The sequence below is a fragment of the Deltaproteobacteria bacterium genome (genome assembly GCA_016208165.1).
Taxonomy (GTDB): domain Bacteria; phylum Desulfobacterota; class Desulfarculia; order JACQYL01; family JACQYL01; genus JACQYL01.
This window is the reverse complement of the sequence record JACQYL010000006.1, coordinates 1-20,520: the sequence shown is the minus strand read 5'-3', so window position 1 is coordinate 20,520 and position 20,520 is coordinate 1. Positions and strand designations below refer to the sequence as shown.

Below are 20,520 nucleotides of genomic sequence, written 5' to 3'. Positions count from 1 at the left end.
GCGGGGCCTTTCTGGCCTTGCTCGACGCGAAACGTAACGCGATCGCCCTCTTTCAGGGTTTTAAAACCAGTCATATTGATTCCGGAATGATGCACGAAAACATCCGCGCCGTCTTCCTGCTCAATAAAACCGTAGCCTTTTTGATCGCTAAACCACTTTACAGTTCCATTAGCCATAGTGACGTCCTCCTTTCAAGTATTTCTCTAGGTCCCTACTTTCAGGTCGCCACTTTTGACCATGGATCTACCTGCGTAGTGAAACCGGCCCGAACTTCGATACAAGCCTTTACAGATTAGGATCATAATAAAGGTTTGCTTTTCCAAAGTCAAGTTATTCGTGTGCTCTCCAATGTTTTTTTCAACTATTTTCGGTCGATAGGAATACCGCTCTTTTTGCCGGGTCTCATCCATCCAGTCCATCCACTTCTATGCAAAGGCTCTCCAACTGGATCTCCACCAGGAAATCGCCGACGTTCCGGGTGTGAACAAAGGCGCCGTCAAGGTGAGGCTTCACCGGGCGCGAAAAGCCTTCAGAGAAATCCTCGAGCGGGAATGCACTTTCGAGCAGGACGAAAGAAACGTTTTGGTCAGCAATCCCAGGGAGAACGGGCAATGAACAAACGTGCTCGTGGCTGCGTCCCCGGCCGACCCGACAGCCGCACGTCCTAGGCGCCACAAGACAAGCCCGGATTAATGAAGAGGAATTCGGCGCATGCAAGGATCCCCCGAATCAACGCAAGAAACTCCACATCGCCCGGACGGGCGATGCTTTCCCCTGAGCTGCTCTCGCTAATCCAACCTGCGCCACAGCCATTGTCCTGTCTGCGCCCGCATGCGGAGGCTATTCCCGCGTAAGTGATTACGCCTGATCAGCTCGCCCCTCCACCGAAGCATCCGACGCGCTCGAATCGGGATCTTCCCTGTAAGCCTCTTTCTTCCTGCCGAACAGCCGAATGACCATTACGAAGAAGAGGGGAATGAAAAAGATCGCGAGGAAGGTGGCGGTCACCATCCCGCCCAGAACCCCGGTGCCGATGGCTATCTGCGCTCCCGCCCCGGCCCCCGAGGCCATCGCCAGGGGAAGAACCCCGAAACCGAAGGCCAGCGAGGTCATGACGATGGGGCGAAACCGTAATTTCGCACCTTCCAGAGTGGCCTCGATCAGTCCCATTCCGTCTTCCATCTTGGTCTTGGCGAACTGAACGATCAAGATGGCGTTTTTGGTCGTGAGCCCCAGCACGGTGAGCAGTCCGATCTGGAAATAGACGTCGTTGGGCAAGTCCCGAAACGAGGTGGCCATAACCCCGCCGATGACCCCCAGCGGCACGGCCAGCAGGATCGTTACGGGAATGGTCCAGCTTTCATAGAGGGCCGCCAGGCAGAGGAAAATCGCGATTACTGAAAAAGTATACAACACCGGGGCCTGGGATGTCGCCATCCGCTCCTGGTAGGAAATCCCGGTCCAGTCAAAGCCGATGCCCCGGGGCAGTTTGGCGACTGCCTCCTCCATGGCCTGCATAGCCTCACCGGAACTCGTTCTCGGCGCCGCTTCGCCCCAGATATTCACCGACGGGAAGGCGTTGTAACGCTCCAGACGCGGAGACCCGTAGGTCCACCGCCCCGAGGCGAGGGAAGAAAACGGTGACATCTTCCCCTCGGTGTTCCGGACATACAGCCGCTTCAGATCGCTGGGCAGCATCCGGTATGGAGCGTCGGCCTGGACATACACCCGCTTGACCCGTCCGGCCTGGATAAAGTCGTTGACATAGGCGCTGCCGAAGGCCGCCGAAACGGTGTCATGAATCGCACTGATGGGAACCCCCAATGCGCCCGCTTTTTCCCAATCCACGTCGATCTTGTACTCGGACACATCATCCAGTCCGTTAGGGCGGACGCGGATCAGCCGAGCATCCTGGGCGGCCATGCTGAGCAGTTGGTCGCGGGCATCCATCAACGCTTCGTGACCCAGTCCTCCCCGGTCCTGCAGTTGAAAATCGAAGCCGCCGGCTTGCCCCAGCTCGAAGACGGCGGGCGGCGGAAATGCGAACACCCGAGCGTTTCGGATCTGCGAAAGAGCTCCCATGGCGCGTCCCACCAACGCTTCGATTTTCAGCTCGGGGCGATCCCTCAATCCCCATTCCTTGAGCTTGACAAACGCCATGCCGACGTTCTGCCCGACTCCGGAAAAACTGCGGCCGGCCAGCGTAAAACAGGACGCCACAGCTTCCTTTTCGTCCTCCAGGAAGTGGTTTCGAACCTGATCCATTACCTGCTCGGTTTGTTCCAGGGTGCAACCGGCCGGCAGCATCGCCTGGACAAACATGATGCCCTGATCCTCATTGGGAAGATAAGCGGTGGGCATCCGCTGGAACAGATATCCCAATGCCGCCACGATCAAAAGATAAACGATCAGATAACGTAATTTCCTGTTCAGAATCCGGCGTACAAAGGACTGATATCCGTCCCTGGTCCAAAAAAACACACGGTCGAACCACCGGAAAAACGGCCTGAAGAGAGAGAAACCGGTCTTTGCGGCTCCATGCCCCTCCGTCGCCGGCTTGAGAAGGGACGCGCACAAAACGGGGGTCAGGATCAGGGCCACCACCACGGAAAGCAGCATGGCGGCAATGACGGTCACCGAGAACTGGCGGTAGATGACCCCGGTGGAGCCCCCCAAGAACGCCATAGGGCCGAATACGGCCGAGAGCACCAGTCCGATGCCGATCAGCGCGCTGGTAATTTCCCCCATGGACTTACGGGTCGCCTCCTTGGGCGACAGCCGTTCCTCGCTCATGACGCGCTCGACGTTTTCAACCACCACAATGGCGTCGTCCACCAGAAGACCGATGGCCAGCACCATAGCGAACATGGTCAGCATGTTGATCGTGAACCCGAACAGCCCCAGCACGGCGAACGTTCCCAGGATTACGACCGGCACCGCGATGGTCGGAATCAGCGTGGCCCGCATATTCCCGAGGAAAAGGTACATCACCAGAAAAACCAGCACGATCGCCTCGAACAGGGTCTTGACCACCTCCTCGATGGCGACCTCTACAAAGGGCGTGGTGTCGTAGGGATAGATGACCTTCATGCCCGGTGGAAAGTACCTGGACAACTCCTTCATCTTCGCTTTGATCGAGTCCGCGGTCTCCAGGGCATTGGCGCCGGGGGCCATCCGAACCGCCAGGCCGGAGGCGGGCTTGCCGTTGTAAAGTACCTGGGTTCCGTAGCGTTCGGTGCCCAGGTCCGTCCGCGCAACGTCCCCGAGGCGCACGATCGAGCCGTCCGGATTGATGCGCAGCGGAACTCGGGCGAATTCCTCCGGCGTACGAAGCAGGTTCTGGATGATGATAGAGGCGTTCAACCGCTGTCCTTCCACGGCCGGCGCCCCGCCGAACTGCCCGGCGGAGATCTCCACATTGTACACGCGAAGGGCCCTGATGACATCCTCGACCGTCAGGCGATAATCCGTGAGTTTATCCGGATTCAGCCAGATCCGCATGGCGTACTGGGTGCCAAAGACCTGCACTTCACCGGCGCCCGGCACCCGCGCCAGCACTTGCTCGACATTGGACTGAGCATAGTCCGTCAGATCGTTCTCATCCATACTCCCGTCTTCGGAAACCAGCCCCACAACGAGCAGCCAGTTTCGTGTGGACTTGCTCACCGTGACGCCTTGGCGCTGCACCACATCGGGCAGACTCGCCGTGGCAAGCTGAAGCTTGTTCTGCACCTTGGCCCAGGCCAGGTCCGCATCGGTTCCCGGCGCGAAGGTCAACTCGACCCGTCCGGCCCCGGAAGCGTCGCTGGTGGCGGACATGTACAACAGCTTGTCCAATCCGGTCATCTTCTGTTCGATGATCTGGACGACGCTGTTTTCAACGGTTTCGGCGGATGCCCCCGGATAAAACGCGTCGATGGCGATGGACGGCGGTGCGATGGGAGGGTACTGCGATATGGGCAGCTTATAGATCGCCAGACCACCCGCCAGCATCATGATGATCGCGATAACCCAGGCGAAAACCGGGCGGTCCAGAAAGAAGTTCGATAGCATTACGGTCCCCCAGCCTGATCGTTTAGGGAGGAAAACGTTCGAATCCACCTTCGGCGGATCCCACGCCTCCCCTTTCAAAGCGTTTGAGGCGCCAAAAGGCGCGGCGGACGGTGTTCCGGCGGCCTGTGAGCGTTCAGACCATCCGTTCGTTCACGATTCCTCGGTCGGTCTGGTCTTGTCCTGCCCTTCCCCGCTGCTGTTTTCCCCTGTCCAGGGAACGGCCGTCACCGAAGCGCCCGGCCGCACCTTCTGTGCGCCCTCGACAATGACCCGGTCTCCGGCGGCCAGGCCTGACGTGACAAGCCATTCGTTGCCTACGGCGCGGCCGAGAGTGAGGCTGCGCTGTTGGACCGCGCCGGCCTCGTCCACGACCAGGGCCAGGGGCTCCCCCTTGGGATTGCGACTCACCCCCTGTTGAGGAACCAGGGTAGCCTGTTCGGCGATCCCTTCCCGGACCACGGCCCGCACGAACATGCCCGGCAGCAGGAGATAATCCGGGTTCGGCACGATAATGCGCAGCGTGATGGTCCCCGTGGTCGGGTCCACCGTGACATCGCGAAATTCCAGCGTACCTTCCAGAGGATACGGTGTCCCGTCCTCCATGAGGATTCGGACCGTTTTACCGCCGGTTTCATCGGCGCTGAGCAGGCCCGTTTCCAAACCCCGTTTCAGACGAAGCGCTTCGGCGGCGGATTGAGCCACGTCCACGTAAATGGGATCCAACTGTTGAATGGTCGCCAGGGGCGTGGGTTGATACGCCGTCACCAGGGCGCCCACGGTCACATTCGACTTTCCGATACGTCCGGAAATGGGTGATTCGACGCGGGTGTAATTTAGATTGATACGGGCTCGTTGAACTTCCGCCTTCCAGTATTCGATTTCGGCTCTAGCTCCCTCCAGGGCGGCTGCCGCGTCATCGTAATCCTGTTGACTCACCGAATGCGCGGCGAGCAATCCCCGGTATCGTTCGGCCCGCGCCCCAATCGAAGGTAGATTGGTTTCCGCCTTGTGCAGGGATGCATTCGCCGAGTCGAGCGCGGCCTGAAAAGGGGCGGGATCGATCTGGTACAGCAGTTGTCCGGCTTCGATGCCGGAGCCCTCGTTGAACAGGCGTTTCTCTATAATGCCGTTGACCTGGGGCCGGATTTCCGCCACCAAATAGGCCGATGTCCGGCCCGACAATTCCGTGGTCAGCTCGAGCTGCTGCGTCTCGATCGTCACAACGGCCACTTGCGGGGCGGAAGGCTGCGGACTTTGCTGACTGTTCCCGCTTTCGCAGCCGTTCATCAAGAAAACGCTCGTCAGGACGATCCATACGGCGGTCCACCTAACGGATTCGAGAGTTCGTTTCCAATGTTGCATCTGATGCCTCCAAGATGTCGGGCATGATCCCATTTCGTACTCATTCACGGGGGGAAAACTTTTAAAAAAGTTTTCCCCCCGAATCCCTCTTTCAAAATCCTTCAGGCGTCCGCCACCCTGCGGCAGGCGCCCATGGCTCAATGGCCGTATGAGGGGGGTTGCTGAGCCACCCTCTAAACGCATACCCGATCGTTATAAGTCTTTGTCGCGGAATCACTCGGCGCTCAATCCCTTGAGGAAAATATTCAAAATAGCGTCCGGATCTTCCGGATAAGGATGCTCCTCGGGCGCATCGATCCAGAGCAGAAGAAACGCGTTCACCGTACTGTCGAGAGCCACGGCCAGGGAGTAGGGTTGCGCGATGTTCCTGAATCGCTTCTTCTGAATGCCGTTGTCGATGATCGAGGCGAGCCTTTCCAAAAAGGCGTCATATCGCTTTCGTATTTCATCGTCCAAGCCGGCCTTGATGTTGTAGCTCGCCCCCCGGTTCTCGGCGAGATATATCCGAATGAAAGCGAGGTGTTCGCGAAACAGTTCGCCTTTGGTCACAATATATTTTCGCAGTCGCTCGATCTCATCACCCGGCTCGTCGATGGCCCTGACGAGCGCCACATGGAACTTGTCGGATTGCTCTAGAACAAGGGCCTTGTAAAGGTCCTCCTTGTTCTGAAAAAACTTGTACAGCGTGCCGATGGCAAACTCGGCCCGTTTCGCAATCTCGTGCATGGACACGTTGTGAAAACCCTTCTCCGAAAAAAGCTCGAGGGCCGCGGCAAGCATATGACTGCGCTGCGTGAGTTTTTCCCGCTCCCGGCGCGGGATCTTCTCGTCCTGCATGACCCTGCCTCCCTAGGCCTGGACGGCTTACCCATCGTGAATGTGACGTCACATTCTATTTTGTGAACCCACATTCACGAAATAAGGAAGGATTGTCAAGGAAAAATACGGGGGCCGTCGGGCGGAACGAATCGTGACCGGCCAAAGAGGGGTGCGTCCAATCAAGAGCGACCCCGTATATTGAGTTCAAGCCCGTTTCTGATATACTTACCTGTACACCTATCGGGTCTCAGTTCGGCTGCAACCGATGCGACATGGGTCATCAATTACCCCGGAACACAGGTACAAAGACACGGGAATACCGAATCATGCCCTATCACGACGTACATATACACTTTTTCCATGAGGGTCCCATCGATTCATTTCTGCTGGACTTCCGTCGCATGCAGGGCTTCGGCGGCTCACGAAAGAAAATGGCCCATTTCTTGAGTAAGTATGAACACTGCTATACGGATTTTTCGTCCCTGCTGCCTTACATGAAGAAGGACCCGGCAGCATACCGGGATTTCATCTCGTCGTTTCCGGACCGGATCCTCTTCGGGAGTGACGCCCTGTTCGGTGTTCCGTCCATGGTCAAGGAATATATCGAGTTCGCGGACGGTTTCCTGGATGAAACGTTGCGGGACAAAGTAGGGCGCGAGAACTACCTTCGTTTCCACAGACCGGGCTGAATTGCTCGATGCCTTGCGGCATTCACCCCCGGCCCATCGTATGTGCACCCCGGAGGCCGCGGGGGCCGGCTGTCGCTTTATAGACACAATCGCCAAATTGCCGGCCATTAAAGACGGCGCCGTGACATGCCGACGATCGGAACCGTCAGAAAGGCTGAGCAAAAGCCAAGGGCGGACGGGAGCGCTTTCGTCTGGTGGGAGCAATGACCGGAATTCGGGCAACAGTGCTATGAAACCCGCAATCTCAACGGCTGAAATTGGTGACCATTATGTCAAGAAAACCAACGTATGAAGAGCTGGAAGAAAAGATCAGAAATCTCGAAACGACCATTCAGTCCTATGAAAGTGAAGGCCCTGTAACTCGAAATTCGCCCGCCTACGATCATATCCACGATGTTCTGACAGCCCTGTTAAACCATACGGACGATTGGAAAATGGGGGACGGTGTTGAATTTGCGCGTTTCTTTGTTTCATTATGCATGACAGGTAGACCTCATGCCACGAAAAGCACGCATTGATGCGCCGGACTGCGTTGCATCACTTCGGCTGCCAAGGGATCGAACGGCGCGCCGTCTTCCGTGACGATAGCGACAAAAACCGGCTTATCGATCGCCTGGCGAAACTGCTTGCGGGCAGTATTGGGGACGTCCATGTTTTCAAACTTTACAGGAATTCATTGCACTTGATTTTAGAGGACCATGCCACGGAAAGCAGGAAATGACGCGCCAGGGCGCTGCATCATGTGATCGTCAGGGGGATCGAAAGACGGAAGATATTCCGGTCCGATGATGACCGGTGGACCGCCACCGGGATTGCCGGGAGGCTCAAGGCCACTCAACCGGGGGCAAGCCGCCTGTCTAAACGGGGTGAACAAATTGAAAAAGAATATCGATTTAGTTGGATTGGAGAATAAAGGTATACAAGCATGGACGTCCTCCTTATTTGCCCTGTTCGGTTTTCTGCTATAGCGGGGACTGCCTTAAACCGCCCGTTTTCTTTGTCCCGAGCCTGTTTCCCGGGTACAGCCCACATGAACAGATGAAATCCTTCCGGAGCCCGGATCCTACTGCGTTGCGGTATGGTCGAAAAACATGGGACAAGCATGCCAAGCCGGTATGGAGATTGCACTGCGAGGGTTTTAAGCGGCTTCATATAGCTTTCGAGCCTCGAGGCCAAACCAAGCAAATCGAAAACGGGCAGCAAGGGCGTGCGAAACCCTTGATCGAAAGAGTCGCCGCGCAATGAGGAGTTTTGTCGACTTGGCGTGCGCCGGGTTTTCTACTCGGGAGCCCTTAGGGCCCGGGCGAATCCCATCATGACGAACTCGAGGGACCGCCCTTTACTCCAATCGCAAGGTACGAAAATGGAAGGCATAACTACCGTTCGGTAGGAAACAACAATGGATAACTTCCTGGATCGGATTCTCGAACGCCGGCTCATCATCACCCACTTCCAACCCATTGTGTCCGTCAAGAAACATACCACCGTCGGATTTGAGGCGCTTTCCCGCGGTGTTCCTCCGGACGGTTCCGACGGGGTGATTTGTCCCCTGGACCTGTTCAATGCGGCGCGCAGAGGGCACAAGACGGTGGCGCTGGATTGCCTCTGCCGCGATAAAGCTCTCGAAGCCTTTCGACCTTACCATGCCCGCAGGAAAGACCTGCTCCTATTCCTGAATCTCGAAGGGAACGCCATGGACCCTGACGACGGACGTGGATCCCTGATCGCCGCCGCCAGGCAAACCGCCATCGAGCCCTACCATATCGTTATTGAAATCGTTGAATCGAAGGTGGAGCGCACGGAGGAACTCCATCGTTTTGTTTCGCTCTATCGGCGGGCGGGTTTTCTCATTGCTCTGGACGATGTGGGGACCGGTCATTCGAATTTTGATCGAATCGCCACATTGAGGCCGGATATCATCAAAGTCGACCGCAGCATCATTTCGGGACTGGACCGCGAGTATTCCAAACAACACGTTCTTCGGGCTTTGACCGGCCTGGCTCATCGCCTCGGGGCCCTGGTGATCGCCGAGGGCATTGAAACCGAAGAAGAGGCCATAGCGGCCGTTGAATGCGAGACCGACCTGCTTCAAGGATATCTTCTGTCGCGGCCCAACGAGGACATCGAAGCCGCCTTGGTTTCGGCGATAGAGCCCATGCGGTCCGTGGGAAGCCGATACAGGGATTTCGTCATGGCAGAAATCAACGCCAGGATGGGAACCCATCGCGTGTACGATCTGGTCATGTCGGAAATGATTGCCGCCCTGTCGGACTGCGACGGTCGCGAGTTCGACCTCAAGCTCGTGGAGTTCATCCAGGACTATCCCGTGCTGGAATGCGTCTACGTGTTGGATATGGACGGCATTCAGGTCAGCGATACGATCTGTAATCCGGATCGGATCGGCGGGAACCGAAGAATCATCTTCCGTCCCGATGAAAGGGGAGCAGATCAGTCGCTGAAAGACTATTTCTATTTCATCAAGGCGGGCAAGACGCAATACACCACGGATCGCTACATTTCCATGGCCTCCGGAAACTGGTGCCGTACGGTTTCTTCCGTTTTTCGGGTGAGAGGCTCTCAGTTCCATATCCTGTGCGCGGACTTCAGTTCAGAGGAGAGCAAGGGGTAATTTCCTCGCAGGGAATAGGTTCAACTCGCCACCGGCTGTCCCTTCGAGAGCTGAGCGCGGGTTCTCTTACGACCTTTCAGATCCGGGGACGCCATACCTATCGAGGCCGGCCGGCATAAAAAAAGGAGCACGATCCTTGCTCCTAAACGATCTGTCTGGCGTCCCCAATCCCGCTGTGCGGGACTTCCCTCGTTTTCCGTGGATGTCGGTGCTCAGGGCGCTATGAATCCCGCCCTGCCGGGATTGCCGGCGTGAAAGGGCAACGCTGAAGACAAAACCCACCTATTTCTAGCCACTTATGCCGATATTTTCCGAGTTTTCGGTGAAATGACCGTTTCCGACAAAGGATAAAGCGAGCGACTCCAATGAAGAAATGCTGATCGGAAGACAGCTATTGGACCGATCAGGACGCGTGCACGTGCAACCTTCGGGGGTCTTGCAGAACCGACCAGTTCCTCTCCAGGTCACTATCATTCCCGAAATTGCTCGTCTTGCGATTCCTCGGATACTGATGTGATGCAGCGCCCCGGGCGCGTCAATGCGTGCCTTTCGTCGCATGAGGTTTCCATGTCATCGATGATGAAACAGAGAAACGCGCAAATTCATCCCCGTCCCTCCTTTCTTACTTCTGAACCGGAGATGCGTCAACGGAATAGATGAAGCTGTTAGTGTCCAGAAAAACCTTATCTTTCATGGAGTTCATCCCTGTTCCAGGTTCTTGCACCCACCTTGGCCCTGCTTTGGCGGAAAAAGGCCTCAAGGCCCTTCGCGGCTGCCTCGCGGCTGAGGTCTCCGGATACGAACTCCTCAAGGCTTTTCCTTACCACCGCATTGATTGACGTCTTTCGCCGAAGGGCCAAGTTACGGGCCCTATCGAGAAGTTGTTCATCGATCTTGAGCGTAATATTGGCCATATCAGATCCTCCCATTACATCGTTTCGGATGAATCTAGCACAGCACCTGTGCTATATTAAAAAAATGGGCGCGATGTCGGAACCCCCGGACCGGGAACGATTTGACCCTTGAAGCCGGGCGGTAGTTGGTCTTCAAGTGCTCGGGGGCTCCGCTCGGCTCGGCCAACCCTTGCGATCAGGATATAAACCAACGCCTCGATGACAAAATAAGCAAAGTGTCCCCGGATAATCAATGGCTCGGCGTTTGGGGTGGGTAGCATGCAAAAGACGGTTTCCGGTCCCTCCGTCATTTCCCTAACAGGGCGCCGAGCAGCGCCGGGAGAAAACCCGGCTTGAATTCCGATGATTCGAACGTGCCCAAGTAAGGCGCCGCGTTGGGAAATACGGCGGTGACGGTATAGTCGCCCGGTTGGCTCGTGACAAGATCGGTAAACACCACATCTCCGTTCAGGTCCGTCCAGCCCACCCGCTGATCCGCAGGAGCGCCGGAGCGGGAAACAGTCACTCTCGCCAGCCATACGGGAAACCCGTTGATCCACTGCACATGAACCTTGAAATCATGGGGCCGATTCCGCCAGGGCCATTTAACGGGATGTTCGGCTTCCAGAAATCCGGGATACGCATTGCGAATCTCCATGGTCGGATCGCCGAGCCAGTGGTACATCTCGAAATGGGCCTTGCGCCAGCCGGCTGCGTCGTCCGCAACCTTCGTCGCCATATAGAGCTTTCCCGCCAGCAGAACGTCGCCCATGCGGAAGATCCACAGCGGCCAGCCTTCCGTCGGGATAAAATTCGGCCATATGCCGTCCGTCCAACCCCACATGAGGCGATCATTGTAGATGGCGTCGGTTACGCGAGTAGCGGCGATAACGCCCACCGGCCCGCCGAGGCTGCAGTAGGAAGAGAGGAATTCGGCAAAGGATTCTTCGTGATAACCGGTCAGGTCCGTGTCGCCTAATGTGGGATAGTCGGTTTCATTGTCGAACCAGCCGGTTTCGCAGTTGACACTCCAAACCACCGGATACTCCCCCCACCGAATCTGCAGAGTGCCTAAGTGCGCCGAATGGAAGTAGGGCTGCGCCCAGTACTGCCTGCTGCCGTGATCGCGGTGGGTAATGAGGAAGGAGCCGCTCTCGAACGCGCCTGTGATCTGCGTCGGCCCCCCATCCCAGGCGAAACCCGGTTTCTTGAGATAGGAGGGAATGGTCTCGCCGGGATTTCCGGCCGGACCGCCCCCGAAATTAGGGAGCGCCAGGTACTGATTGTTGTTCCATTTGTCGGGCGTCACTTCGGGCTTGGCATAGTAGATGCGGGTGACCGTCTTGTTGATTCCATAGGCGGCGTCGGAAAGAAATATCGCCAAGTCCTCGGAGGTCATCGTGTATCGGCTGTCCTCGATGCCGTCGGGATCGAATCCCGGAACGCCTTTGCCGTCCTCGAAATAAGCGCATACGGCCACGTCGTCATAGAAAGTGGTGAGCACGGGCGGATCCTTTTCGTATTCAATGATGCGATCAACAAAATCCATGGCGTCGGCGGCGCTTCCCACGGACAGCCGCCCGATGGCAATGTCCGGGATGTAGTCCGTGCCGTCGATGGCTGCATAGTACAGGTCGGTGCCGATCTTCCCCTGTTTGAGATTGCTCGGCAGCGAAGGAGTGCTGTCCCAGGGATGGGCCGTCCGATAGTCGCAGGGGATGTATTCCGCGTCTCCCAGAAGCAGCACATAGTATGGCTTGATATCGTTGTTCGTGTAGTACCAGGCGATCAGGTTGCGGATGGTCATAACGCTGGGGCTCGCGTAAACCTCCACGCAGGTCCTGAAACCGATCTGTTCCTTCCAGGCGGCCAGCTTGTTGGCGGCGGCTTGGAACAGAGTGTGCGTAATAATTACGAAATCGCACCCGATGAGTTGGTCCCCATCGGCTGCCGCCGGCTCTTTCGGGTACGATTCTCCAACCCGTTTGGCCGGAACGGGGCTGATTCCCAACACAGCGTCCGCATTGGATGCGAATCCCCGCATCAGATTATCGAAGCTCTCGCTTCGAAACTCCTGAGGTATTGGAGACGCCGTCCCTTGAAACCGGACCGCGACCTCGAGATCGGGATAGACACATAGAGAGCGTTGCACCGGGTTGTGCTGATAGGGGTAGATCCAAAGAATGGTGCAGGCCTGGCCGCGCATGATTTTGGTGGGTTCGAGATAGGCGAAGACGGCGGGATAGGCCGCATCGGCGGAATAGATGCTTTCATCTTTGACAAAAGGATTCGGAGGAGCGTTCTCCTTGTCGGCGGACGGCGGCTGAATGGGGGGCAAATCGACGTCTTCGAAATGGACGGCCCTTCCCGGACTGACACTCAGATCGGCGCGTGTGCCGTTGGGAATCAGAATCCATGTTCCGAAAACAGGAACGTCGGGGCCGCCGACCTTGTACCGGCCGGAACCCGGAGCCGTGACCAGGGTGTACCTGTTTCCGTCCTCAAAAGTGGCCCGGCGCACCTCAACCCCCGGCAGCTCTACGTTCAGCCGCAGGAATTCCATCGTTGATTCCGCGGCCGTAATGCGGCATCCGCCATCCGTGGAGCTGGCTGAACCATAGGTCGCACCTCTGAAATTGTTCCACCCTTCATGAAGAACACCGGCTTCGGCTGAACAACGACCCGGCGGCGGAGAGAATCCGTGAATGCCGGCGAATTGAAACAGGGCTATGATCAGCGCCACGGTAGGAAAGGTTCTTCGCACGGCAAAACCTCCTTTGGCTGGACAGTGGCTGCTTAACTGCTCGCTTGAGCCCGCGCATTTCGCTGTGAATCGCAATGCCGACAGCAACCTGCTCTGGAGGCGACCCGGAAGGACGAACACCGGGCGAAAACGTCGTTGGAGCATCACATGCGGGTATACGATAAAGAATGGGGAACCTCGCTCCTTCTTTTAGAGTACACCCCTTCACGTCCGATCGTCAAAGAACTTCTACTGGCTCTCATCCACACGGAAGAATCGCCACAGGATGAACAAGGCACTGTTTCAACCGACGATTTCGAACCTGCAAAATCAAACCACGAGGGAATACCAAAAACGGGAGGATTTTGATCGAGCCTGGCGTGATTGCCGGCGTGAAAGGGTGACGCTGAAGACGAAACCCACCGTTTTATTGCCATTTATTCCGAGTTTTCGGCTGCACGGGCAGTATTGGGGACGTCCACGGCAGTATTGGGGACGACCATGTCTTTAAACTTTACAGGAATTCATTGCACTTGATTATAGAGGACCATGCCACGGAAAGCAGGAATAGACGCGGCAGGGGCGCTGCATCATGTGATCGTCAGGGGGATCGAAAGACGGAAGATATTCCGGTCCGATGATGACCGGTTGAATTTTCCTCGTTCCCGAGTTTCACTTGGGAACGAGAGTGTTACCGAGAGCTTGGCTCTCACAGCGTTTCGTTCCCAAGTGGAACTTGGGAACGAGAGCGAAAACAATGAAACAGCGCGCACCATTCAGCCACATCGGTCGAAACCCCGTATGTTCATCTTTTTTGACAAGACATCCGGTTTTATCCTAAATTCAATTTCGAATGAAAACCGCCTCAAAGCACGGACGGTGTTTCCCAACGCATCTAGGTTGCCGACGGGGCTACGACAAAGCGCTGAAGCCCCAACCAAGTCCGACGGAGGATATTGAGCGACGGAGATGCCTACAATACTCATCATTCTGGGTTGGCGATTGTTTTTCTATTCCAATGAGGGAAATGAGCCCATTCATGTCCATTGCCGAAAGGGAGACATGGAATGCAAGTATTGGCTGGATCGAGACCGCTTCGATCTTGAAGAGGCTTTCGCATATAATCTGTCGCCAAGGGATACCAGGGAAATCAGAAAGATCATTTACGATCACTTTGAGTATATAGAAGAACAATGGGATGAATTCCAAAGCAGGCGGAAAAGATGAAAAAACACCATTCCATCGAAAACATCACGTTTGAAAACGATCGGATGATTCTCACCATAGATGGAACACGGAGAATGTTTCCGTTGAAAGCCATCTCGCCCCTGCTTGAGAAGGCGTCTGAAAAGGAACGAATTACGCTCGAAATCTCTCCTTCAGGCTATGGAATCCATTGGCCCCTGTTGGATGAAGACTTGTCTATAGACGGTCTCCTTGGCATCGCCCATTCGCCTTCGCAACAACGAAAGACCGCATGAAGAGAGGGGCTTTGAACATTATCGCACGAGTGCTCTGGGGCGAAAATTCGGTGACGTATTGTTAAGCCGCCAATTTTTGGCACTCATCAAATTTGGATAGCATTTTCCGCAAGTCCTCTCGCGTGAATTTCCACTCGAAAGGTCTTGCGGCTTCTTCGTATATGGCCTGGAAGGCCAGAATTTTGGTTTCGAGTTCTTCGAGGCTTTCAAAGTAGTTGGGCGTAAGCACCTTGCGCTGGAGCACAGAGAAATAAATTTCAACCTGATTAAGCCAGCTGGCGTGGATCGGGGTGTGGATTTGAATCGCATTCGAATACCAGCTCTCCAGGCGATCAACAGACGCCTGGCCTCTGTGCGAAGAGCCATTGTCCGTCACCCAAAACACCCGGCGCGCGGATCGGTATGGCTCCCGGCGCATGACGAGGTCGACCAGTTCGTGAAAGCTCTCGATTCCCGTGCCGCTCCTGCACAAGCCGAAGAGTTTGGCCTGCCGGACATCCCAAGCGGCCAAGTAAGCCAAAGCTCCCATTCTTTCATATTCATGCTCAACCCGGCCATAGCGTCCAGATGTGGGGGCGGCTACGGCGGCCAATCGTCGCCGAGCCTGAATGCTGGTCTTTTCATCACAGGAGATCACAAAATCATCGCCGCCCAGAGGGTTGCCTTCCCAGAGCCCCTGATACAAATCGAGGACTCTTGCAGCCTTTGGTTCGAAATCGGGGTCCCGTGGCCAAATCCAGCTGCGGTAACACCAGGGGTGAATCGCATCTCTGCTCAGCCAGCGCCAGACCGTTTTCCCGCTGATGGAAGCGACAATTCCAAGTTCCTGCGCCTGCCGGGCGATGTCATCGTTAGAGAGCCTGGAAAAAGGAAGACCGAGTTCTTTGGGCAACTGACAGGCAAGCGCCTTGACAGCCACAACAACCTCAGGGGGAAAAAGCGCCGGGTCTCCCCCGCCGTGGCCTTTCTTGCAGACCGGCCAGGCGTTGGTCAAAGAAGCGTTTTCGCCATTTGGAAACGATCTGTCGAGGCAGATCCAGCCGTTGACCGATTTCCTTGTTTGACACGCCCTCCGCGGCAAGGAGGACGATTTTGGCTCGCACGACTTCACAATATGGTGACGTATATTTACGCGAGATGTTTTGTAATTGCTTCTTTTCATCAGCAGTCAACATGAGCCGATATGGGCTTTTTCTGGGCATAATCACCTCCTATCTGAGGAGAGATCATGCCATATATATGTTAATAACGCAAGATTAATACGTCATCATATTTATTCCGATATGTACTAAGCCATCTTAAGTTGGGAATTTCATGCAATAATAAAGAAATAATGGGGACGTCCATACTTTTTTACCTTTATTCTCCAATCAAATCGAATTGATATTCTTTTTCGAGTTGTTCACCCCATTCCAGCAAGCGACTGGTCGCCGGTTGAACGATCTTGAGCCTCCCGGCAATGTAGGCGGCGGTCATCCCACGCTTTCGATGCGCCCAATAACATAAGAGCGTCCGAGCCTGGACGGTTTGCGGCGATTGACCGAACTCCGTTAGTTCCTTAGCTGTCCATTGAGGAATAGAAACGCCCAAATTCAACCCCGTCCCCTTTTCCCCCTTTAGTTGAGCATTTCCAAACTGGACGACGAATTATGTACATAATTAATTATATCCGGATCTACTGTAACTAGAGTTTAGAGTCTAAGGCCCTTTGGTATTGAGAAAATGCGTATAAAATCAAAAAAGTACTTGACATTGCCGCGCAAATGCGCGGCCGCCTTTGGCGGCCCTTTAAGGAAAGAAAACTTTCCTTGGGGGTTAGCCGATGGATTCGACGGTTCAAGCACTTACGCTCCTTTCGCAGTGGATTTCCTTTCTGTTTCAAGCCGTACCGGGCAAAATCGCTCCGACCCTTCTGGAACTGCTGATGGGGTGCATGGTCTGCCGCGACGGCCATATTTCTTCGGCCATTTTATCGATCCGGCCTCGGTTGTCCTGGACCGCCTATTACAAGGCCATCGAAAAGGGCCGATTCCAATGGTTGGCCCTGGGCCGGCAATGGATGCGCCTGATCCTGAACCGGATCCCAAACCGGTCTATCGAGTTTGCCATAGACGACTTCCCCTTGCCCCGATCGTCCAAGAAGGCCCCCTGCGCCGCATGGCATTACGATCACGCGCATCGGCCCAACCGCCCCAAATTCCTGTGGGGACAGCTTCGGGTTTCTCTGGCGGTCATCTGTCGTTACAAGGACAGATGACCGCATTTCCTCTCCTGTTCCGGCTCATCCGCAAGAAAGGGAACACCACCAAACTGGACGCGGCTCGGCTTTTGATGTCTGTTCTCATGACCTGGCTGCCGGACCGCTTTCTCCTTATTCTACTGCTCGAGGCCTGGTATATGAAAGGCTCTTTGGTGCTTCCCCTGATTCGCGAAGGCGTGACGGTCATCGGGCAAGTCCGCAAAGATACCGCCCTGTTTTTGCCTCCGGACAATCCGCCCCTGAAGAAACGGGGCAGGCCCAGAAAGTATGGGCAAAAACTCACCCTGGAAAACATCGGTCGATTCTGCCGTCCGGTGGAGAACATCCTCTTTGCCTATGGCTCGGACCGGGTCTTCCAGTTCCACGAAACCAAGGCCAAAGTCCGTTTCCTGGACGGCGCCCTATGCAAGATCGTGTGGCGCCGGTTTATGAACGACAACGCCTCCTGGTCCGGCTGGCATCTCTTGATCGGCGCCGATCCCGATATGGACGGCGACGAAGTCATCACACGCTATGCCAGGCGATGGTGGACCGAGCCCATGTTCAACGAGATCAAGCATCTGTTCGGCCTGAAAAATGCCTGGCAGCAAACCCGGCAGGCTCTGGCCCGATGGAGCATGATCTTGTGTGTGGCCTACAGCCTGCCCCGGTTCCTGGCCCTTTGCCTGGGACCCAAGGCAGCCTATGCCATGTTCCCAATCCCCTGGAGAAAGAACGAACCCGCCACCGCGGGCTGGATGACCAGAGCCATCGGTCGCCTTTTTGGCAATGTAAACGTTCGAGCCATGTGGGACCGGAAATCCAAAAAATACCAGCTGGAATTGACCGATTCTCCGCGAGACTCCGGGCGCGCTGCCTGATATCCGCGTTCGGGCAATCATCTCACAACGTTGCGTCAACGGATATTCAACCCGTCTTGGAGACTTATGCTCTTGTGAACCAACTTGGGAGCCCTGCATGCTCTAAACTCTAGGTAAAATAAAGAAATAATCCAAAAAGTAGAATTTTTTAACTGATTGAAGTGGTTTCAGTGATTTATTTAGCATCGTGCCCGAGTCCCGGCTTTGTCGTTTTTTCGAATTGGCGATACCCCTCCCAGGCTTCCTCCTCAGAAACGGAAAACCAGCCCCGCCTCTCTTCGCGAGGGGTGGTCCCGGATCTTGTCCCTTAGTTCGAAAGGCTCAAGCTGCATCTTTACATTATCACCGCCCATGGCCAATCTAAAAGCTCCAAATCTACAGCGAGCTTCTTGACACGCGCTATCTGCAGCTATCACGCTGGGACCCTTATTGCTGCGTTTCTTTCGAGCCGTCCCTGAGCCGCAAAGGTATGCTGATCACTGGGGAGAAAGTGGCATATGGGGACGATGTTTCATTGTCGACTTATATCGGACGAATGCCTGTTGGGAATGATGTTTCATCGTTAGACCCATTTCGGGGCAGGTTCTAATCCGAGTCCCTACACCAACATTCGGATTTTCTCGATCCCTTTCCCGCTGTGCAGCCTTATTGGCAACGTATTCCCTGATCCGGTTCAGTTCGTGGTTGCTGCGGATGATGTGTTCGTGATAATTGCGCTGCCATATCTGGACGTCAGGGGTATCGCGCAGATGCTTGATGCGTTTTGTGGATACCGTATTGAACGCCCCGACCAAAGGTCCGATGGGTTTACGTCTATCCGTAGGGGCGGTCGTGCCACGGCATAGCTCAGGGAAGCCTGGTCGCGAACCGCCCCTACAGACCACCGGCCCTCATTCATGTTGTCCTTCCCTGATCAACGGCCAAGTCTACCGGCTGACTTTTGTCAAGGCCCCTTTTTCGTCATCGTGGGAGACGGCTGCCCAAGGCCCCGGTTCTCTTGTCTTGCTCCCGATCCAAAGAAATACGCGGGTTGCACTGGAGCGCTATCCACTTTTGCAATGCAAATTTTATGCACCTTGCGTACCAACCGCAATAACAGATTTATTTCACTTGTATTTTTCGGATCCTGGCTTCGGCTCATACTTGGCTATTGCCCAGAAATTGAGCAATCACCGGCCACCCATTGCTCAATTATTGAGCAATGGGCCCTCACCCCTAGCCCCTTTCCCAGCGGGAGAGGGGACCGTATGTCCGGACTTTTGGAAGTGATATGAAATTCGGGCGCAGCACAACATGTGGTATAGCCCCAAATCGCCTGCCAAGTGCACCATACTTGCCACGTAGGGGCTCAGGCGGCCGGCCGTGAGCGATCAAGACATAATCTGCTATTCGTGACAACCTGCGTATCGGATCTGAGACCCAGTGGCAACAGTTGGGTTCGGCGCTTTCGATCTTTATCGGATCGAGTATTCATCAGGTATTTTTGAGTGTTTCGTGCCGGTCGATGTTCAAGGATTGGATAATTATTGTTGAACTGCGGCGTAGTCGCGCGGAACGAATGGAGTATCAGTCGCGGAATGCAACCGCTGAGGTCCTGTGGCGCTAGCTTTCACATTCAAGTTTGATCGGCTCTCCGATACCGGGAGTGATCGCCCTTGTCACCGACGCATCGTGCATGAGACGACAGAACTCCCCAGGGTAGGCCGACTGGTGATGGATCGGGATGACCAGTTTCGGTCTGATTGTCGTTACAGCTCGGACGGCCTCAACAACATTCATCGTATAGGTCCCACCAATTGGTAGCAGCGCAACATCCACTCTACCGAGGCCACTCATCTCTGGAATCAGATCCGTGTCGCCTGCGTGATACAATCCCTCTCCTCCGTGTTGTATGCAGGTACGGCTTTCACTGAGAAATCCGTTTGTTCGAAGTTATCGCCCTCGCCCACGACAGTGAAATCGCGTCCCAATTCCTTTGAACAAGTTGCAGGTCCAAAAACGACAGTATCAGGCCCCCTCAGACGGTCTACCGTGACTTTCTTCAAATGATCCCTGTGGTGATGGGTCACGAGTATGATGTTGGCGGGTTCAAGCGGCTCGGGCAATCCGTCTATGGGGTCGGGCCAGGTCGAATACTCGATCACCGTCGGGTGCTTCCCATAGTAAGTCTTGAGGTACGATGGGTCGATATACATCCTCGCCTGCCTCGTGCTAATCTGCACCCAGGACGGCGGGAACCACTTGAGCTGGATCATGCAATTATCCTCATGCGTTTGCTCTCTACCGACGTCATTCAATAGCGTTTCTTTTTGCACCGGCTGAACTAGCCCGATTGTCAGTCATTATTTATTGATCCAAGGTCAGCGCTTGCATTGTGGTTGAAAAGCACCATGCTCAAGTATGCCATATGAAACTTTGATGCCCTCGTAAGAACCCCCTTTTCGAATAGGGCTGTTTTTTGGAGGATCGGAGGTTCAAGCGGCCATTGAAAGACAGTTAAGGTTACCGCCGCCGTGACATAGGTCACAGAGCGGAGGGAAATTGTCGTTATTGTTGCCGTCTAGTGACTTGGAAGAGGCCTTTTGGGCCCGATCAAGGCGGCTCTGGACGAACCTCTTGATATTAATGGCCAGGGCCTTCATGAAAACAGACAGGGTGACCCGCTTTTTGCCTCGGGTCCACGATCGTTTGAATCCCGTGACCCGATCCGCTTCGGAGATGGTGGCCTCGA

General features: G+C 55.2%; 15 protein-coding genes and 2 pseudogenes. 7 read left to right on the top strand and 10 right to left on the bottom strand.

From position 1 onward, the window contains the following. From HY788_01315 to HY788_01300, 4 genes are all read right to left on the bottom strand, one after another. The coding region (locus tag HY788_01315) for a cold-shock protein (protein MBI4772814.1) at nucleotides 1-176 on the bottom strand (176 nt) is incomplete at its 3' end. Between the two features lie 682 nt (nucleotides 177-858). Further along, nucleotides 859-4,053 carry an efflux RND transporter permease subunit gene (locus HY788_01310; GenBank protein ID MBI4772813.1) on the bottom strand — a complete coding sequence of 1,065 codons (3,195 nt, stop codon included), beginning with the start codon at nucleotides 4,051-4,053 and terminating at the stop codon, nucleotides 859-861. A 150-nt stretch (nucleotides 4,054-4,203) separates the two neighbouring features. Beyond that, a complete protein-coding gene (locus tag HY788_01305; protein ID MBI4772812.1) occupies nucleotides 4,204-5,415 on the bottom strand; it encodes an efflux RND transporter periplasmic adaptor subunit in 1,212 nt (403 codons plus the stop codon). A 213-nt stretch (nucleotides 5,416-5,628) separates the two neighbouring features. Further along, entirely contained in the window at nucleotides 5,629-6,252 is a 624-nt protein-coding gene (locus HY788_01300; protein ID MBI4772811.1) for a TetR/AcrR family transcriptional regulator, read from the bottom strand. Nucleotides 6,253-6,560: 308 nt separating this feature from the next. Here HY788_01300 and HY788_01295 point away from each other — a divergent pair, with 308 nt between their 5' ends. The 3 genes from HY788_01295 to HY788_01285 all read left to right on the top strand — a co-directional run bounded on the left by HY788_01295 (nucleotide 6,561) and on the right by HY788_01285 (nucleotide 9,552). After that, entirely contained in the window at nucleotides 6,561-6,923 is a 363-nt protein-coding gene (locus HY788_01295; protein MBI4772810.1) for a hypothetical protein, read from the top strand. Between the two features lie 269 nt (nucleotides 6,924-7,192). Beyond that, nucleotides 7,193-7,441, top strand: coding sequence for a hypothetical protein (locus HY788_01290; GenBank protein MBI4772809.1), 249 nt, complete (start codon nucleotides 7,193-7,195; stop codon nucleotides 7,439-7,441). 881 nt (nucleotides 7,442-8,322) lie between these two features. Next, nucleotides 8,323-9,552 carry an EAL domain-containing protein gene (locus HY788_01285; GenBank protein ID MBI4772808.1) on the top strand — a complete coding sequence of 410 codons (1,230 nt, stop codon included), beginning with the start codon at nucleotides 8,323-8,325 and terminating at the stop codon, nucleotides 9,550-9,552. Nucleotides 9,553-10,235: 683 nt separating this feature from the next. On the opposite strand, the gene HY788_01280 is transcribed toward HY788_01285, so the two are convergent. Further along, nucleotides 10,236-10,466 carry a hypothetical protein gene (locus HY788_01280; protein MBI4772807.1) on the bottom strand — a complete coding sequence of 77 codons (231 nt, stop codon included), beginning with the start codon at nucleotides 10,464-10,466 and terminating at the stop codon, nucleotides 10,236-10,238. A 286-nt stretch (nucleotides 10,467-10,752) separates the two neighbouring features. Then, nucleotides 10,753-13,209, bottom strand: coding sequence for a hypothetical protein (locus HY788_01275; GenBank protein MBI4772806.1), 2,457 nt, complete (start codon nucleotides 13,207-13,209; stop codon nucleotides 10,753-10,755). Between the two features lie 147 nt (nucleotides 13,210-13,356). On the opposite strand from HY788_01275, the gene HY788_01270 reads away from it, so the two are divergent. From HY788_01270 to HY788_01260, 3 genes are all read left to right on the top strand, one after another. Continuing rightward, complete coding sequence (locus tag HY788_01270) at nucleotides 13,357-13,557, top strand: hypothetical protein (protein MBI4772805.1); 201 nt, start codon at nucleotides 13,357-13,359, stop codon at nucleotides 13,555-13,557. Between the two features lie 600 nt (nucleotides 13,558-14,157). Further along, nucleotides 14,158-14,415, top strand: a complete 258-nt coding sequence (locus HY788_01265; protein MBI4772804.1) for a DUF4160 domain-containing protein — start codon at nucleotides 14,158-14,160, stop codon at nucleotides 14,413-14,415. Next, nucleotides 14,412-14,669, top strand: a complete 258-nt coding sequence (locus tag HY788_01260; GenBank protein ID MBI4772803.1) for a DUF2442 domain-containing protein — start codon at nucleotides 14,412-14,414, stop codon at nucleotides 14,667-14,669. Before HY788_01265 ends, HY788_01260 begins: the two co-directional genes overlap by 4 nt. Nucleotides 14,670-14,730: 61 nt before the next feature. On the opposite strand, the pseudogene HY788_01255 reads toward HY788_01260, so the two are convergent. Beyond that, nucleotides 14,731-15,844: pseudogene (locus HY788_01255) on the bottom strand (IS630 family transposase). 647 nt (nucleotides 15,845-16,491) lie between these two features. On the opposite strand from HY788_01255, the pseudogene HY788_01250 reads away from it, so the two are divergent. Next, a pseudogene (locus HY788_01250) lies at nucleotides 16,492-17,789 on the top strand (transposase). Nucleotides 17,790-19,391: 1,602 nt separating this feature from the next. Here HY788_01250 and HY788_01245 read toward each other — a convergent pair. The 3 genes from HY788_01245 to HY788_01235 all read right to left on the bottom strand — a co-directional run. Then, nucleotides 19,392-19,682: an MBL fold metallo-hydrolase gene (locus HY788_01245; GenBank protein ID MBI4772802.1), complete on the bottom strand. Its 291-nt coding sequence runs from the start codon at nucleotides 19,680-19,682 to the stop codon at nucleotides 19,392-19,394. Continuing rightward, a complete protein-coding gene (locus tag HY788_01240) occupies nucleotides 19,634-20,044 on the bottom strand; it encodes an MBL fold metallo-hydrolase (GenBank protein ID MBI4772801.1) in 411 nt (136 codons plus the stop codon). Before HY788_01240 ends, HY788_01245 begins: the two co-directional genes overlap by 49 nt. A gap of 219 nt (nucleotides 20,045-20,263) precedes the next feature. Then, the coding region (locus HY788_01235; protein ID MBI4772800.1) for a transposase at nucleotides 20,264-20,520 on the bottom strand (257 nt) is incomplete at its 5' end.

Bases quoted from the DNA above. Each gene is read 5' to 3' on its own strand.
- HY788_01310 (MBI4772813.1), bottom strand. From the start codon at position 4,053: ATGCTATCGAACTTCTTTCTGGACCGCCCGGTTTTCGCCTGGGTTATC.
- HY788_01305 (MBI4772812.1), bottom strand. From the start codon at position 5,415: ATGCAACATTGGAAACGAACTCTCGAATCCGTTAGGTGGACCGCCGTA.
- HY788_01300 (MBI4772811.1), bottom strand. From the start codon at position 6,252: ATGCAGGACGAGAAGATCCCGCGCCGGGAGCGGGAAAAACTCACGCAG.
- HY788_01295 (MBI4772810.1), top strand. From the start codon at position 6,561: ATGCCCTATCACGACGTACATATACACTTTTTCCATGAGGGTCCCATC.
- HY788_01290 (MBI4772809.1), top strand. From the start codon at position 7,193: ATGTCAAGAAAACCAACGTATGAAGAGCTGGAAGAAAAGATCAGAAAT.
- HY788_01285 (MBI4772808.1), top strand. From the start codon at position 8,323: ATGGATAACTTCCTGGATCGGATTCTCGAACGCCGGCTCATCATCACC.
- HY788_01280 (MBI4772807.1), bottom strand. From the start codon at position 10,466: ATGGCCAATATTACGCTCAAGATCGATGAACAACTTCTCGATAGGGCC.
- HY788_01270 (MBI4772805.1), top strand. From the start codon at position 13,357: ATGCGGGTATACGATAAAGAATGGGGAACCTCGCTCCTTCTTTTAGAG.
- HY788_01265 (MBI4772804.1), top strand. From the start codon at position 14,158: ATGCCTACAATACTCATCATTCTGGGTTGGCGATTGTTTTTCTATTCC.
- HY788_01260 (MBI4772803.1), top strand. From the start codon at position 14,412: ATGAAAAAACACCATTCCATCGAAAACATCACGTTTGAAAACGATCGG.
- HY788_01240 (MBI4772801.1), bottom strand. From the start codon at position 20,044: ATGATCCAGCTCAAGTGGTTCCCGCCGTCCTGGGTGCAGATTAGCACG.